The 17144-nt window shown below is 54.2% G+C and carries 15 protein-coding genes and 1 CRISPR repeat array (1 of these 16 only partly in view); of the genes, 10 read left to right on the top strand and 5 right to left on the bottom strand.

Annotated elements, in window-relative coordinates; translation table 11 throughout:
* A CRISPR array of direct repeats spans positions 1–450; the repeat unit is 30 nt; unit sequence CGTTGAATCGAACCAATGTGGGATTGAAAC (it extends 9106 nt beyond the left edge of the window).
* A gap of 305 nt (positions 451–755) precedes the next feature.
* From VJ464_14875 to VJ464_14860, 4 genes are all read right to left on the bottom strand, one after another.
* The gene (locus VJ464_14875) at positions 756–1013 is read right to left on the bottom strand and encodes a hypothetical protein (protein ID HKQ06416.1); all 258 of its coding nucleotides are present in this window, start codon (positions 1011–1013) and stop codon (positions 756–758) included.
* A 110-nt stretch (positions 1014–1123) separates the two neighbouring features.
* Positions 1124–1393, bottom strand: a complete 270-nt coding sequence (locus VJ464_14870) for a hypothetical protein (protein HKQ06415.1) — start codon at positions 1391–1393, stop codon at positions 1124–1126.
* Between the two features lie 144 nt (positions 1394–1537).
* Entirely contained in the window at positions 1538–1924 is a 387-nt protein-coding gene (locus VJ464_14865) for a type II toxin-antitoxin system VapC family toxin (GenBank protein ID HKQ06414.1), read from the bottom strand.
* A gap of 3 nt (positions 1925–1927) precedes the next feature.
* Entirely contained in the window at positions 1928–2194 is a 267-nt protein-coding gene (locus VJ464_14860; GenBank protein HKQ06413.1) for a hypothetical protein, read from the bottom strand.
* A 654-nt stretch (positions 2195–2848) separates the two neighbouring features.
* Here VJ464_14860 and VJ464_14855 point away from each other — a divergent pair.
* The 8 genes from VJ464_14855 (at position 2849) to VJ464_14820 (ending at position 14950) form a co-directional block, all read left to right on the top strand.
* The gene (locus VJ464_14855) at positions 2849–3328 is read left to right on the top strand and encodes a hypothetical protein (GenBank protein HKQ06412.1); all 480 of its coding nucleotides are present in this window, start codon (positions 2849–2851) and stop codon (positions 3326–3328) included.
* Positions 3313–3714, top strand: coding sequence for a hypothetical protein (locus VJ464_14850; GenBank protein ID HKQ06411.1), 402 nt, complete (start codon positions 3313–3315; stop codon positions 3712–3714). Before VJ464_14855 ends, VJ464_14850 begins: the two co-directional genes overlap by 16 nt.
* A gap of 469 nt (positions 3715–4183) precedes the next feature.
* Positions 4184–9736 carry an RHS repeat-associated core domain-containing protein gene (locus VJ464_14845; GenBank protein HKQ06410.1) on the top strand — a complete coding sequence of 1851 codons (5553 nt, stop codon included), beginning with the start codon at positions 4184–4186 and terminating at the stop codon, positions 9734–9736.
* Positions 9737–9749: 13 nt separating this feature from the next.
* Positions 9750–10178, top strand: a complete 429-nt coding sequence (locus VJ464_14840) for a hypothetical protein (protein HKQ06409.1) — start codon at positions 9750–9752, stop codon at positions 10176–10178.
* A gap of 473 nt (positions 10179–10651) precedes the next feature.
* Complete coding sequence (locus VJ464_14835) at positions 10652–10879, top strand: hypothetical protein (GenBank protein ID HKQ06408.1); 228 nt, start codon at positions 10652–10654, stop codon at positions 10877–10879.
* 200 nt (positions 10880–11079) lie between these two features.
* On the top strand, positions 11080–12030 hold the full coding sequence (locus tag VJ464_14830; protein ID HKQ06407.1) for a hypothetical protein: 951 nt from the start codon (positions 11080–11082) through the stop codon (positions 12028–12030).
* Positions 12031–12123: 93 nt separating this feature from the next.
* Positions 12124–13608 (top strand): hypothetical protein, encoded by a 1485-nt coding sequence (locus tag VJ464_14825; protein HKQ06406.1) that lies wholly within the window; start codon positions 12124–12126, stop codon positions 13606–13608.
* Positions 13609–13795: 187 nt separating this feature from the next.
* On the top strand, positions 13796–14950 hold the full coding sequence (locus VJ464_14820) for a di-heme oxidoredictase family protein (GenBank protein ID HKQ06405.1): 1155 nt from the start codon (positions 13796–13798) through the stop codon (positions 14948–14950).
* Between the two features lie 350 nt (positions 14951–15300).
* On the opposite strand, the gene VJ464_14815 is transcribed toward VJ464_14820, so the two are convergent.
* Positions 15301–15507, bottom strand: coding sequence for a hypothetical protein (locus VJ464_14815; protein HKQ06404.1), 207 nt, complete (start codon positions 15505–15507; stop codon positions 15301–15303).
* Positions 15508–15638: 131 nt separating this feature from the next.
* Here VJ464_14815 and VJ464_14810 point away from each other — a divergent pair, with 131 nt between their 5' ends.
* Together VJ464_14810 and VJ464_14805 are read left to right on the top strand one after the other, a co-directional pair.
* Positions 15639–15950: a hypothetical protein gene (locus tag VJ464_14810; GenBank protein HKQ06403.1), complete on the top strand. Its 312-nt coding sequence runs from the start codon at positions 15639–15641 to the stop codon at positions 15948–15950.
* Positions 15951–16079: 129 nt separating this feature from the next.
* Positions 16080–17123, top strand: coding sequence for a ferritin-like domain-containing protein (locus VJ464_14805; protein ID HKQ06402.1), 1044 nt, complete (start codon positions 16080–16082; stop codon positions 17121–17123).
* Positions 17124–17144: the final 21 nt, after the last annotated feature.

Genomic DNA, 17144 nt, shown 5'->3' with positions numbered 1-17144 from the left:
GCCCGACAAAGATTCCGCCCTGCGTTGAATCGAACCAATGTGGGATTGAAACGATTTCAGGCCAGCGGCAACTTCCGCCGCTCTTGTCCGTTGAATCGAACCAATGTGGGATTGAAACAATTGACTGCGGATTTTGCTGAGACGCTGAAAACGACGTTGAATCGAACCAATGTGGGATTGAAACTCTTTTCGAGAGATTCTAAGTTGAGCCCACCGCCTTCGTTGAATCGAACCAATGTGGGATTGAAACACGGTCAACGAAGAAGTCCTCGAATACGCCATCGGCACGTTGAATCGAACCAATGTGGGATTGAAACCAATCTCGCGCATGGCGGTTAGCGCCCGGCTATAGACGTTGAATCGAACCAATGTGGGATTGAAACGGTGATGGCGACGCTCATAGAGTACCACGGCTGCGACCGTTGAATCGAACCAATGTGGGATTGAAACCAAATTCTTCCTCCGTGCAAGTCTTCACCGGTGCTCCGTTGCGACTGCCGGCGGGGCATTTGGCCTAGGTCATGGAGGCGGTGCGCATGCGCCGGATGAGTACTATGTGGTTGAGTCGGCCAACCCAAAGGTGCAAGGCATTGATGGGGCGACCCGTTCGTACGTAGAGTATCTCTATGAGCTTGGCGCTCATAGCTAGGTCGTTAATTCTTGACCTCGGCTGAGACAATACCGGCCCTGGTTCTTTTCTTGGGCCAGCTCATGGCGGTAGGGGAATTTGAGACTGTACCTGAGTGCTTGCCGGGCTAGAGTTCAACGGTTTGGGATCGTGTGATATCTGCCTTTTTGAGGCAGTTAATCACTTCGATGCCGCTGTCAACGCTGATGACCACGAGGTTGTATTCGTCTTCCCAGAGAACCTTCAGGTAGGTATCACCGCTGTAGGCACGGATGATGTCCTCGTCGCTCTCTTTGCTGTCTTGCTCGTTGACCATATGACGGATGTAGGCAGCATAGAGCTTGAGATTCTCAGGTGTGAAGTTAATGAAGTATTCATGGTCCATAGACGCGTAGTTATTGGTAAGGTGAGGACCAGCAATTCGGAGTGATCTCCAAATTTACTGCTGGATAGCTCGGAAGGTTGAATGGAAACGCCTTCTCTACCGGTTATTGGTTAGCTTATTTGATCATCATATACTGGTTGCAGCTTTCCATCGTATCTACCGAGAATGAGAGGCACCTTTCCGGTTAAAACGTCACCTTGGAGAATGTAAAGGTCGCCAATGTAGCCGGGGCTGCCGCTGACAAAGTCGAACTTTACTCCGTATACGTTTGAAGCAAACTCTTCAGGAGACTCATCGTTTAATCCCCAGGATTCTCGTACCTCTGGCACCTGGATAATCTCTGCCCATTCGCTTAAAGATATTTCTTGCGGCTGGTTCATAGGTGTAGCTTAATTGATTAATGATAAAGCGATCAGAAAGTTGATCGTCGCTTATCAGTTGATAGAAAGGGTAAGCGGAGCACTTATGATTGGTAGGTAATGATCAAGGGCAGCGGAGGTAGTGGATTGCGCTCCCTCCTCATTTTAGGGAAGGGGATAGAGCTTCAGTTGCGGCATCGGGTAGTGCTTCACGTTGTCGGTGATTAGCATCAGATTATACTCCAAAGCCACAGCCGCGATAGTCGTATCCGTAAGCGACAGCGTCTGGCCTTTCTTGGAGTAGTCGCGTTTAAGCAGACCAGCTCGCTTGGCCACTTCCCAGTTGATCTCGTAGTAGTCCAGGCTCTGCAATAAAGCTTCGGTTTTGGTCTCTTCTTTGGGGCGCATCCCGGCATATATCTCACTGACGTTCACTGCACAACAGGCCAGGAGATCACCTTGGGAGAGCAAGCCTTTGAGCAGCATCTCTCGATCTCGCTTGCCATTCAAGACATCAATGATGACGCTCGTGTCCAATAGGTAGGTGGTCATAGGCTAACGTTTAGTTACCCGCTCAAAGCGCTTCTCGTCTTCTTTGCGCATCTTTTCGACGTACTTGGCCGCGCCACCTTTCAGCTCAGGGTGGTCTTTGTCTTTCCAGGAGCCGCTGGCTTGTTCAAGCGCATTCAGCATCCGCAAGCGGCGAACTTCTTTCCAGGCTGCCTCGGTCAGGAAGCTGGAGCGGGAGCGCTTGCCAACGAGCGTATCGATCTCTTCAGCCAGCCGCTCAGGGATAACAATGTGGGTTCGTTTGTTGCTCATAGAGTTGTAATAGTTAATTCTATAGGCACACTTTCAATTTAACATATCGTGGGCCTTTGTCAAATGATGAGTATTGTCGTAGGGATGTGGAAAACCTATTGAAGAATAGACGGGCATTTCTAAGTGTTGCTTTCAACTTCTTCTAGTGGATTGCTTTCTGTGACCGGCTGGGAGATCCTCAGGCAGATCGAGATCATCGGCTACGAGCATTTCCATGGCCACTCCTGCGAGCCGAGCATATTCTAGAACAACCCCAAGCGGCGGCACTCGGTTCTCATGCTGCCGTTCGTAAGCTGATATATGGGCCTGGATCAGCTCTCCTTCAAAGCCAAGCGCTCGGATTAACTCATTCTGCGATAGCCCAAGCGACAGGCGAATCTGGAGCAGTTTTTCCGCTAACCTCGTGGGCTTTTGTTTTGGTTGCCTCATCAGAAGTATCTCCCTCCTGATGGGGCAATCGTCAACCTAGCCCACTTGCAGTTAAATACAATCGTATTTATTATAGTTCGACCAAATACGATTGTATTTAGATGTGACTTGCAGCAGTGATTCGCCGGGAGAAGATCAACTGGCTCCCGCGCGGCAGCAATCATGGCTGCTTTAGCACTGGGCTAGACATTGATGTTAGCAGGCATCCAAAGACGCCTTGGCCGAATGAAGATAGCAAAAAACAACTTCGGTCGTCATCTCGCCAGCGCTGGCGCGACACTCCTTTTCGCATTCATGTCGGGCTTGGCCGCCTTCCACAAGGGATCAGAAGCCCGCATTGAATTGACGGACCAGGATGTTTCTAGAGTCATTGCTATTTACCGCAGCAGCGATCCGCAGAAAAGCGTTCTGTCATTTCGTAGGAGCCTATCGGCTCCTATCATAAATAAACCATTCAGAGAATCGATCCTCAAAAACCTACCAAGCGAGCTAATCAAGCTACGCCTTAATGATTCTGACCTCATTGCTGCTCTGCGCCAAGTCGTTAAGCCGGTCCTCGACCTGTACAACCGCACGGATGCATACGAGCTGATTGTCATTCAGCATCCAATGCCTTTAGTGATGTCTGATTCTGGCGTCGTAGTGCTCTTTACGACGGGGACGCTGGCCAGGCCTCAAGTGATGATGAATTGCTGGGCCTCGTAGCTCATGAAATCGGCCACGAGCTGCTGGCCTCACGGTCGGTGCTGTTCCGCAACCTCTATGAGCAACCCTCTATAGCTGCGGGTACACCAAGCCAGCCACTTGTACTGAAGCAAGAGTTGGCGAAGCTCGAATTGGAGTGTGATGCGGTCGCAGCGCTCACCCTGGCGGCGCTCGGCAAAGATCCCGGTGAATACAGCCGCTCAATAGAGCAGGTTGCTAAAGATTATCCTGGTATGTCCATTGGCAATCATCCAGTGGAAAGGCAGCGGGCCAGGGTCATAACGGAAGTAGTGTTTACTCCATTGCTTACTTGCTGCCGGCAGAATACAGCTTCCTTTAATGATCTCAAACGACTGATCCTACAATTTGGCAAAACTACAAATTGAGGGGCGGGTGGTTAATACCTCCATACCTTTGCGTATGACTCGGTGATAGGCCTCCGCGCAGGTACAGGTCAAGTTTATGCAATTGCTAACTTTCCTCGTAATGCCTTTACGTTTCACAACATAGAAAACGTTTGCTGTGATTCTTCCGAGATTGGGTAATTACCGTCATAAAAGAATTTTCTTGACATTGAATTTAATGCGAAATATGATTGCAGCCGTTTCTGTTACCCGTGAGCAAAACTACGATAATATCTTGGAATTCTTCTCAATGGACCCATCCATAGATTATCGTAAATATATAAGCGTGTTGCAGTAGAAATTCGCTTCCCAGCTGTTATTCGGTAGTTTTCGCAATACGCATCTGCGACCGACGAGCAGTTGACCCGTGCCGTGCCGCTTAGATTCATCACTAGAAACTTTCGTAGTGCCAAGCAGAGCATCCGTGCATCCTGCTGCTAGGAGCCTCCCCATGCGTTTACGTCGCTTGTTGCTTTCATCTCGTCCTTCATTCAAGTTGTCTCACATAACCGCTCGTGGCTGGCGGCGACGTGCGCTCTGCCTGGTGCTGATCTTTGGATCGTTAATCATTCCCGACGCCGGCTATGCCGTCCGTGCCGCCACCGACGTTGCGGTCAAGGTCGTCAAAGATTCCGTCGAGCCGATACCCATAGCCGTCCGCTACTTCAAACGCCTCTTCCGCCGTGCGGCCACCCCCCCGCGCCAGGAAACCCCCGCCGACCGCCTTGCTGCCGTCTCGCACATTCAAATTACCCCACAGAAATTCGTCGGCTATCAAGGACAGACCGTCAGCTTTTCTGCTTTGCCGCTCAATGCCAATGGCGACACCATTCAAGGCGTGCGCTTAGATTGGCTATCCGATTCCGACAAAGTACAGATTGATGAGGCAGGCCGCGCACATTTCCTGCAACCCGGACTGGCGCACATCATCTGTCATGCCGGTACAACGCAAGCCACCATCCCCGTGCTGGTGCGCCCCGGTGCTCGCCCCATTCAGTCTGACGAGGACTGGCGCCGGGATCAGCACAGCCTCAGCGCCGCGGGGACGGTCATTGGCTCTAGCGTAACCAACTCGCCTGACCATCTATTCTCTTCATGGCTTGACAAACTCACGCCCACGGCGCAAGCACAGATTATTATAGGTGGAGGAGGTGGCGGTTGCCCGGCGAGCGGCGACTTCGGCTATGATGAACTGTGGAATGATCCGCGTAACCTCGTCGGCAACCCGCGCAACCGCGCTACGGAGTCGACTCGCGTCGGCACGGTGATGCCGGAAGGCTCGAACTTCTGCTTTGCCGCGCCTATCTACTCGCTTGGCGGGCGCGGCATTGGTGCCAACGTGACGCTGTATTACAACAGCAGAGTCTGGTCGCGGCACGGCAATAATCTTGACTTTAACGCAATCAATGGATGGCCGGGGCCAGGTTTTTCACTCGGCTTCGGCAGGGTCGTACCCTACGGCGTGCAAGGGACTGGCTATTCTGCCACCTGCAAGTATTTGCTGATAGACCCGGACGGGACGCGCCACTATCTCGGCTCCGGCTATTACAGTCAGACCGGTAGCTACACGACCAACGATGGCTCGCACATCTCTTTCACTGGCAATGCCTCGGTAGGCGGAACCGTGGGTTATGCTGATGGCATGTCGGTCTACATGCCGGTGGTCAACAACCGCATCCTGCCGACGCAGATTCTTGACCGCAACGGCAATTACATCACGATTGCCTATAAGCCCGAATGTGTGCAGGTCGGCACAGAAGAGTATTGTGACGTGTTCGCGCCGATGGCGCTTGATTATGTCACCGACACGATGGGGCGAAAGGTTCAATTCAACTACGATAGCAACTACCGCTTGACTTCCATCACCGCACCAGGTTTCGGCGGCACGAGCCAGAACCCGGTAACACAGACCCTTGTGCAATTCGACTACCAGACGGTGACCACCAGCGGCACGTTCAGCGGCTTGACTATTGAGTGCGGCCCCGGTAGCAGCATCACCACGCTCAGGCACATCTATTACCCAGCAACCGGCAACGGCTATATGTTGAGCTACTCACCTTACGGCGTCGTCACGAGCGTGTCGGGCCGGCGGCAGATGACCAGTTATGCCCTCGACGGTGTCGAAAGCAACAACGTCTCGTTCAACTATCCGACTTCGGGGCCGCTAACGGACGTGCCAGCTTTCACGCAACGTACCGAGAGCGCCGTCAACGCGCTGACTAGCATCTATAACTACAGCCGCTGGGAAGGCTCTGGCTATACGGTCTTCATCGTCCAGCAACCCGACGGCACCTATTACACCGTCTCGCGCTACGGTCCCTCGACGCCGAGCTACGGCGGGCTGCTATATTACATACAGCCGCAGCGATCCGACGGCTTCCCCATGCACACGACGACCTTCTCCTATGCCAACGATCCGGGAGGCTCGCCGCAGGTGCAGTATGTCTTCGACTATGACGAAACCAGCCAGCCGGCACTCGTCGGGTTTGACTATGACGCGTCTGGCAACATCCTGAACAAGCGCGATTACGGCTATCAAACAAATGGCCAGTGGCTGGTCAGGCGGCGCACGCACAACGTCTACACGGCCATATCAGGAGCGGTGGGTCTGCTGACGGAAACCGATGTGTATGACGCGCAGCTTGATGCCAATGATGCCAATGATGTGCTGATCGCCAAGACGACATATACTTATGATAATTATGCTGCAATGGGGGGCATGGATGATCACCGCGATCCGAACACCGGGCAACTGCCGCCACCACCGCCTGGCCATTATTCTTGGTATGATACGACCTACATGACGCGGGGCAATGTGACAGGGAGAACCGTGTGGTACGACATCTCCAATAATCTCAGCTATACCTGGCTGCGCAAGATCGACATCTTTGGCAATATGACGCAGGAACAGTTGAGTTGTTGTAACCAAGAGACGGTTAGCACCACGCAGAATAATTTCTGGGCCTTGCCGGAATCGATCACGAAAGGGCCGAGTGGCGGGCCGCAGTTGACGACCTCCACCCAGTACGACTTCAACACCAGCCGGGTGACTGGCACGACCAACCCGGCCGGCCTGATTACCACTCCGAGTTATGATGCAGCAGGGAGGGCAGTGACAGCTGCGATCAGTGACAGCAACAATCACACGCTGCCAAGTCCTACGGTTAGTTATGGCGACGGCAGTTTGACGATCACCGACAGCATGACCTACGACGATAACGGCACACAGAAGACCTTGACCAGCACGAAGACGCTGGACGGCTGGGGCCGCATCATTCAAACCATCAACCCGGCGCAGTCGCAGGTGAACACCATCTATGACAACATGGGACGGGTGGCGAGCGTCAGCAACCCGTTCACGGCGGGCGGCTCGCCGGCTTTTTGGACAACGAATGTCTATGACGCGCTGTCAAGGGTTGTTGAAGTAGATTTGCCCGACGACCACCCTTCGGGACAACGCAGCCGCATCCAGACCGCCTACAGCGCCAACACAGTGACGGTGACCGATCAGGTCAGCCGCAAGATGCTGCGCGTCACAGACGGCTTGGGCCGGCTGGTGGCGGTCAATGAACAGGACTCGGCAGGCAATTTGACCCAGGCGACCAATTACACCTATGACTATTTGGGTAATCTCACCCAGGTCAATCAGGGCAACCAGCTCCGTGCGTTCAAGTATGACGCGATGGGTCGGCTGCTCTATGAACGCATCCCCGAACAATCGGCAACGATCAATGATGGCAGCGGTAGCTATTGGACTTGTAAGTACACCTACAACGACTTTGCTGTGGCCAGTCGTCAGGATGCCAGGGGCGTTGTGACCACTTACAGCTATGACGCGCTGCACCGGCTGACCTACACGAGCTACGACACCAGCAACGCACCCGGCGTCGCGGCCACCGATTGGGTGATGATTTCGTATAATAATGATGGCACACTCAACCAAGTGAACCAGGCGAATAACTACACGGAAACCTATAGCTATGACTTCTTCAAACGGGTGTCGTCGGTGACTAAGTTTATTGCCGGTAGTGTCTACGACCTGAGAAAAACTTATAGCTTCAGTTACACGTATAATGGGGCGAGTCAGCCGCTGACGCTGACCTACCCATCCGGCACACAGGTCAGTTACAGCTACGACAACTATGGAAGACTGAATGCGAGGAGCGGTGTGAGCAGCATCAGCTACAACGTTGCCGGGCAGGTGACCAGTGACACACTTGGAAACGGCGTCACCGAGCAGTTCGGCTATGATGCAGCGCGTTTGCAGCTGACCTCGCAGAAGGCGGGAACGACCTCGCCATACACGAATCGCATGAATCTGACCTACACCTACAGCGCCGCCGCCGGGCAGATGGGCGTGGGCAGCCTAGCCGGCAATGCCGGGCAGTTGATGGGCATCGTTCCGGATGCCAATAACAACCCGAGCACCATCAATGGCACGACCGAAAACGCCGCCTACACCTACGACAACTATGGCCGACTAGTGACCGGCAATCAGACGAGCAATGGCACGAGCGCGCAACGGCGCTTCGTCTATGATCGCTGGAGCAACCGCACTGGCGTGTGGGACGCCACCAGCGGCGGTAATCAGATTCAAAGCATCAGCTTGCAACAGAGCGGCGGAGCCCCAACCAATCAGATCGCCAGTGTGACCACCACCAGCACAGTGAATTACACCTACGATGCTAACGGCAACGTCACCAATGATGGGACACACAGCTATACCTATGACGGCAAGAACCGCCTTTTGAGCGTGGACAGTGGCGCGGCTCAGTATCGCTATGATGCGCAGAACCATCGGGTTTGCAAGATCATCGGCAGCAGTTGGACGCATTATGTGTGGCAGGGAAATCAATGCTTGGCCGAACATGATGGGACAACAGCCTATGGCAACTTTGGCGATCCGCCTTATGGGTTGCGGTCGGCGAAGGTGGACTATCTCTATACGGGGGCTCGGCAGATGGCAAGCTACCGGTGGTCACACGTGGGAACGAGTCACACCTACACCCCGCAGTACTACCTGAGCGACCGCTTAAGTGTGCGGCTGACGCTGGACACGAGCGGCAATGTCGTGGGGCGGCAGGCACACCTGCCGTTCGGGGAGGACTGGGCTGAGAGTGGCACGCAGCAGAAGCAGCACTTCACTAGCTATGAGCGGGATTCAGAGAGCAGCAATGATTACGCGGTCAATCGTTTTGAGAGCGTGAATGTAGGACGTTTTTTATCAGTGGATCCCCTCCTTGCAAGCGGGAAGAAAGAACTCCCACAAAGTTGGAACCGATTTGATTATACGAGAAACGATCCGATCAACATGAAAGACCCGAATGGGCTGGATGGTGACCCTTTTCTGCCAGGTCCGGGTGGAACGCCACAGACAACTGCCACTGGCGATGCCGATCCGTGCGATCCTTTGGGCCCTTCCTATTTTCTTGATGGGTTTGAGTTGGATCCAACGAGAATTGAATGTGGCGGACGAATTTCTATACCTAGGGCTGTGGAGCCATCAGGAGGTGATCTTTTTAATTGCTCCATCCTACTACGTTTTAGGCCCATTCAATTCATGGATTTAGGAACCTTGCTTGGTAAAAAACATGCATACATACTAACGGTAAATAAATCAGGAACAACTCATCATTTCTCAGGTGGACCAGACAACAACCATCTAAATGCCTGGGGGCCGGATGATTATGGCCCTAGTGTAGGTGATGATTACCAGACTGATCCAAGTCAGTATAATCAGCTTACAGTTGAATCCTCTAAAGGCTGTGATTACTGGGACGAGAAATTTAGGCAGACCGTTCAGTATACCCGCTCCGCCAATGTAGCGTATCATTGGTATGGGCCAAATAGTAATTCTTTTGCAGCTAAAGCTCTTAGAGATGCAGGATTGATTGAGGATTTTAGTGATGCGCAATTAATAGGTCTCTTGCATCCACCATTTAATCCTGACACACTGGAATACGATTTGGAATATGTAATCCCCGGATGGCACACTTTTTACTGAGATAAGAAGAACGATGAGAAATGGGGATAGGCAGTATCAACTTAATAGATTAGTTAATGGCACTACTTGGGTGCTCCTTATTTCTACTATCGCCTGTTGGAGCTCACAAGCACCTCGAATCACTCCCCAAGAAACCGAAAAAATGGTTAAGCAAAATCTTCCACTTGGATCTACTCGGGCCAAAGTCACAGAATTTATTGAGTCTCTCAAAATCGATGATCTCAAAATTGTGCATGACGATTATCACAGCGGTCCGCCACCCTCACCTGATGATCTGCCGAAAAATGTAAAGGCAGATATATCAGGCTATTTAGTTGCGGCTATTCTCAAGGTCGAGAACAACGGGATTTCTGGTACATACAATATCAGGATAGTGTTTTATTTTGATAGCAATGAACGCTTAATAGATTACGCTATCAGCAAACGGGGACAAGTAAACTGAATTTCGAAGATGATTAATGGACAGGAGACAACTATTTCTTGGGTAAGTCCATAAAATGACTTCGTGACTTTTGGTTCCTGGTGGCTGAGACAATCGAAGTATAGATGGCGGAGTTTTAAATGTTACTGTGACCAAGCCAACCCTGCACAAAGCGCAAATCGTCGCCTGTAGCAAGTGTAGAGAGCAATAGTATATTGTTAGCTCACTCCTGAACTATTTCCGCCACATTTCCGCCACTTCTTTAACAAACCCCATCGAAAAAGCACAAAACAGGACAAGTCAAAGCTGTCTAAACAGTCGGTTAAATCGAAGATTATCAAAGGCCATCGAATCTAGTAGGTATGAGGGTTGTAGGATTCATAACCCCAAGGTCAGTGGTTCAAGTCCACTCGCCGCTACTTCAGAATCAATGGGTTAGGGCTGCTGCACAAGCAGCCCATACTTTTATGGACACATTGAAAGGCAAATGAATCATGGCAAACCTTTCAAAAAAGGTTCTGCAAGAGCTATTCAAAGAGATGCTCGCTCACGTTCCATCACCAGAAGAAATGCAGGCCGATCAATATCAACTCACGCGCATCTTTTCTGGTGATGAGAGCTATATGCGCATCAGCGCAGAAGGCATGCCGCCGCTTGAAATGCGAGCAGATCCCGCGGGGAACCTTGGGCCTGCGTTTTATTTGGTCAATGGGGATGTATAGCATTCGAGCGCTACATAGAAGAGATCAACAAAGACGCGGTTATTGGTTCTCAAGTCGGTAAACCGGCGATAGAGAAAAGCATCGAAGAACTTCTACGCACGTTCCGAAGCCAGCCCAACGCCGCTGATAGTGAGCTGGATTCTGCGATACGAAATTCGCTTAAGGCGCTCAGGTCCTCAGTGAAGCCATGGCATGGGCTTGTGCCAGTAGATAATTTTGTCTTAGAGGGGCTGCCCGAATTGGTCGTGGGAAAAGTAACGTTTCGTTCTTTCTCCCATTTCGAAGCTTCCTTCCGAGAAAAGATAAGTGAATACGTAAATATCACGTCTAATTCAGACGAGGAAAAAGCGGGCATTATACAAAGCATTAATACAAACATAGTGCCCTTATTCAGCATGGCGCCAACCTGTGCAGAGGTGGTTGTAGAAAGCGAGGCATCCCGATCACCTGAGTTGATCGACTCAGAAGTGGACGCTTCATTAAATCTACTAAGAATGTATACACACTTGCTCTTCGCCCGAGACACAAGGCCGCTGGTTGGCCTTCGAGGTTCGGTTGTCAGTGCTCCACGGCCATGCTTCCTCTTCACCGACGTCCTAAAGGATGATCAGGAATTCTCTTTCAATATCAAGAAAGTCGGGCTGCTTGTTCCGTACTCGCTCAATAATGATCGGCTTGAGCATTTGAAAACCCATTGTGCTTTCGACATTCTGAGTGCTGCACTGGCAAAGCCGACTCATTCACAAAGCCAGCTCGAAAAAATAGTAATCACCTCGATTCGCTGGCTAGGGCGCGGAGCCGTCGCCGATGATCCGCCCGAAAAGATTCTCACCATGTCAGTGGCCCTGGAGCGATTGCTCACAACGGACGCAGAGAAACACACGGACATCGGCGACAGGTTAGCTAAGAGGCTCGCCTTCCTACTGTCAGATGACCTTGAACAAAGATTAAAGATTTCCGAACGAATGAAAGACTTATACGGGCTGCGAAGTGAGGTCGTCCATGCCGGTAAAACCGCGATATCTATGCGGGATATTATCGATCTAGAGATGCTCGCCTGTAACGCAATAATAGCAATGGCCGGGCACTTGAACGACTGGCGGCAACACCAGGAATTCGTGCAATGGACTGAGCATCGTCTATTCAAGTAGTGCTAAGGAGCCGGAGTTGACTCACTCGATAGCGTGCCGAGATGAGATGCTCGCCGGCAAGATCAAACTTTAACCTGCTTCGCGCAAGATAGAGTGGACGCGCGCCTGCTGCTGGTCGCGGGCCGCGATCAGCCGCTCGATGTAATCCTCGACTTCCTGCTCTACCCAGAGCTTGCCGTTACGCGTGACCGGCTTCGGGAAGTCGTTCCCAGGGTCGGCGGCCTTGCCGCTCGTCGATGCTCCTGCCCAGTCGTGATGATCCTTTTAATGGTTCTCGTCTTGCTGACCCTGCTGTGCATTCCTACGACCAAAGCGGCGGACCCTGCCATCCCGGTTCTGATTGGTCGCATCGTGGCTGTCGGCATTCCCGGCGCAGGCGCAGTAAGCGCAGTGGGCACGTTCCACCCCGGCGGCCCCATTCACGACAAGCTGACCTTGCGTGCGTTCACTCAGCCCGGCGCAATCCTCGACCCTGAGCGGATTCTCGTCACCAGCACCTCAAATTTCGGTGCCCCGTTTGCACAAAATGGGCAGCCACCGGGAGCGGTCATCTCAATTGATCCGCGAGGCAGCGCACCGATTATTATACCGCCAACCTTCGCGAACGCTGGCGGTCAAGCCAGTACTCTCGACCGGCGCGTGATGCTCTTTACTGCGAACAGCCCAGTCTTCCTCAACCGAGTCTATAACCCCGGCGCGGTCACCGCAGAATTCCCAGCGACGGCCAACCCGACGGGCATCTCGCTCAACAACGCCTTCGGAAGGGTCTGGGTCACCGGCATGCCTTTAAGCTACAAAGGAGCGGGCATTCATTCGGTCCTTGACCCGGACGGCCGCCCACTAGATGGTGCGCCCAGCAAGGTGGCCGGAGGGGTCTTCACCGGCACGCTCACCAATCGTGTGCCGCAACTGGTCCAAGGATCAATGACGGCCGGGACACTGGCGACCGCGTTGCTCGGCAAGTCACCCGATGGCAGTGGGCGTGCCGTGTTTGCCGGGCTCCAAGCAGATGGGAGCTTGGTGCAAGTTCACGTCGAGCAGGGCGTCGATGGGCTGGCCCCCGTTGGCACCATCACGCCACTCAACACTGACGCGCAGGTGTCTCGGGCTGGCATGGCGTTCAACTGGATACCCAATGCAATCCTCTATGTGACGGATCCGGCTGGCAACTCCATCGTTGCACTCTCGCTACGTGCCGACAGCAAGACGTTTCGTGTGGAGAGCACGCGTCGCCTGAGCAATGCCGCGCTTGACGTGCCCGTGGATATCGCTCCGGCAGTGGCAGAGGTGGGTAGCTCCCTCTTCTCTAGCAATACGACCATCGCCGGAGGTGCTGACCTCTACGTAGCGAATCGAGGCAACGGCACAATCGTCCGGCTCAAGCAGAATGGGACTGTGGTCGCAGTTCGCAGAGTAGTACTACCCGGCATCGGCCCACTCAGTGCGAATCGCCTGAACGGCATCGCTATCTCGCCCGATGCTAGCCGCATCTGGGTTACTGTGAGCGGAAAACTCCCCGGCTATCCCGAGGGTGCGATAATCGAACTGCCGGCTTTCGGTGGGGCCGGCATTTTCTAGATCGGATTTCAATTGCGTTTGCCTTGTAGCGCAATCTGTTAGATTGCGCTACATCCATTTGAAAACTGCTCTAAACCAGAAATCACGAAGTTGGTACACTCAATGATGCGAGAAGGCTGATAAACAGGGCAGATTCTCAATGTCGAGTGTACCAAGCCTCCGCATTCCGGTTTAGAGCGAGTGAGGTATGGCGATGCACATGGCGCAGGATCAACGACCGCGAACCATGTTGGTCGTCACGCTCATCGTGCTAGCCGTGTCCGCTGCACCTACGATTGTTTCACAGACCCTCGGCGACCGCACTCCTTCGAACGGTCAGGTCAACCTAACGGCTCGCGGTGCTGCTCTGTTTACTACCAAGTTCACACCCCGGCAAGGGCTGGGTCCGCTCTTCAATCAAACCTCATGCATCGGCTGTCACGCCGGACCGACCCCAGGCGGTATGGGGCCGGACGGTCTCGGCATTGCTATACGGGTCGGCCGACAGACGCCAGCAGGCTTCGACCCGATGATCGGTCGCGGTGGGCCGATAGCTCGCGTCCACTCAGTGGCCGAAGAGGGCACCCCTTGTGGTCTCGCACCGGGGATTCCGGCAGGTGCCAACCTGACCTCCGTGCGCAATGCCCCCGACCTCCACGGCGCTGGACTCATTGACGCGATCCCGGATAAGGAGATTGCTGCGGGGGCAATACCGCGCGGTAACGGCGTTCACGGACATCCCCACTGGATAAAGACTGCCGACGGACGGGAGCGGATCGGGCGCTTCGGCTGGAAGGCCGATACCGTCACGCTCAGGCAGACGGTTGCCAACGCTTTTCGCAACGAACTCGGGATTACGAGTCCGCTGGCTCCGGTCGACATTACCTCCGTCGGTCAACCGAGCCGGCACCGCTGCCCCGGTGAGGGTACTGGCATCGAAGATGATGGGAGTATGGTGGATGCGGTCACATCCTTCGTCGCAGCGCTGCCGCCGCCCGCCGCGCGAGCTACGTCGCCGCAGGGGTCGGCGCTATTCAGCACGATAGGCTGCGCTGCCTGTCATACGCAGAGCTTGTCACTGGGGAACCGCCGCATCTCTCTCTTTTCCGACCTCCTGCTGCATGACCTCGGCCCTGAACTCGACGACAAGGTAGTCCAGAACCGCGCGGGTGGACGTGACTGGCGGACCACCCCGCTTTGGGGCTTAGGCACGCGTCCGCGGCTGCTCCACGACGGACGTGCTCGCACCATTGCCGAGGCGATCCTCGCTCATGGTGGCGAGGCGTCGGCAGCAAGGCAGCGCTTCCGTCTGCTCTTACCAGAGGAGCGTGACGCTTTACTTGCATTCTTGGCTGGGTTGTAAAGCACAGCATATAGAATGTACGGAGGAAATCATGCTGAATCGTGAAGAGCTTGAAAAATGTGTCGACCAGTTTCTGTAGGAGGAAGTCGCTCAAATTCTTACGACTGTGCCCTATGTCAGACACTTGGCGGATGAAAGCCAAGAGCTTGATGAAGACTATTACCTTCGCCACAGGGTCGAAACACTTAAGCGAATCCGAATGACGAGTAAAACGGATGCGCTTGCTCTGGCGCATATGATCGAGGAAGACTATGACGCAGCTCGGTTATGGGACCGGTATACTGCGCAAGCATTAAACCATGATTTGCTCTTCCTTATGGGAGCCAGTATAACACGGATTTTGTAACTATTCAGGAGGAGGCGAAGGGCAGCGGCTTGCCGCGCAACACCCGCTCCAGCGCCACCAGCAAACCGTGTCCTTGCTTGCGCGCCACATAGTGCCATACCCAAGAGCAAAGGGCGGCTAATGACAAACAATTGGTACGCGTGTTGCGATAAATCAGCGCGATCAAGTAGGCTTGCAGTGCAGGGGTTAGTAAAGAGGGGGTGTTGTTCATATCACTAACATCTTATTACGGCCCCTGGTAATCCCAATCACGTAACTGACTGATTACCGCAGACGGCAAAAGTAATTGACTTCGATCAATAAGTCTGGCATTATGGCGCCAGCCAACGAGAGGAGGGCATCATGCCTAAACAAGAGGACAAATTCACGAGGGATCTAAGCGAAGAACAACTGAAGGAGCTCGTGCACGCGGGCGGCAAGATGGCCGCCTCGATGCGACAGGTGCTGACGCTCAGCAGTGAGCGCATGGAACGGTTGCGTGAAGTGAACTCGTCTCTTCGTGCCGCAAGCAAGGGGGTGACCGGCGAAGCGCGGTCAGCGGTCTCGGCGTCCCTCAATGCCGTCTCCGCCTCACTGAAGGCGCTGCAAGCCTCCTTGAGGGTCGCCGAAGCTGCGGTGGCGGAGACTACCGGGGCTTTCGACTCCGGCAAATAGGTAGGCACCAAGAAGCCGACATCCTGTTCTGAATCCCCTCGCGTGATGGCGTCGCGATCCGACGGGGGCGACGAAACAGGCGTGTCTCTATCTATACATCGGACGAATCGCGTCAGATCGGGGGCCTCCTTGTCAGTAAACATCAATGCGGAGATCGATACGCTGGAAGGCTTCGCGGCCCCACCGTCCCAACGGGTGAATCTCTTCCCCGTCGACTGGCAGGTCGATGTCGAGAGCATTAACAGGGTCTTCCAGCGGGCCAAAACCGATCAATGGCACATTGAGGATCTGCCGTGGGCGAGCTACGACATGGCGGACTATTCCCCTGACGAGCGGATCGCGCTCGGCTACGAGATGGGCCGTTGGCGCATCCTTGAAAACCTCGGACCGGCATTGTTCGCCCGCATGTTGCTGCGCGTGAGCGAGCGTCATGAGAGCGGGCTCGCGACCAAGTTCATGCTGACCTCCCTCATCGCTGATGAGGGGCGACACGAGGAGCTGTTCACCAGGCTCTCCCAGCGGGCCTTCCCGCTCATGACGGAGGACCCGACCACGCTGTCGCCCTTGGCGAAGGCAGCGCGTCGAGCCCTCGGCTGGCTGGAGTGGAACCTGGGGCAACTGTACGACGGCTACGACGTCGCATTCCGGCAAGAGCCGCTGCCGGTGGCCACATTTTCCTTCCTTTTGGGAGAGCGGGTCGGAGTTGCCGTCTTCCACAAACGGGCCGAAAACTCGAGCAATACGCTGGTACGCGACGCATTTCGGCTGGTGGCGCACGATGAGGCGCGGCACCTCGCATTCATGCGGCTCCTGTTCAAATCTCTCGGGCCGCTGTGGGAGGACCCGAAACTCGCCGCGGCCGGCACTCGGCAAATCCGCGCAGGCTTCGAGTTCACCTCCATGATCCCCGGATGGCACCAGGGAATCGTGCGGCCATGGAAGTTCCCCGCGGGCTATTGGGAATTGGACGCGTCGCTGTCCGGGATCGCGAGGGCCGCCGGTCTGGGGTCTCTTGACGCGGAGCAGCGTTTCGGCGTCATGCGTGACTCGATGGTCGACATCCGCGCGGTGAGCCAGGAGTACGGTGTCCCGTTCCCCGCGATACCAGAGCTTGGTTTAGATGGTGTCCCCGTTTCCTTTTCGGATAAGGGAGTCGGTTTGAGCGCGGTCTAGCGGTTTCCGTCGAGACACAGG

The organism is Blastocatellia bacterium (assembly GCA_035275065.1).
GTDB lineage: Bacteria > Acidobacteriota > Blastocatellia > UBA7656 > UBA7656 > DATENM01.
This window is presented reverse-complemented; position numbering and strand designations above follow the sequence as displayed.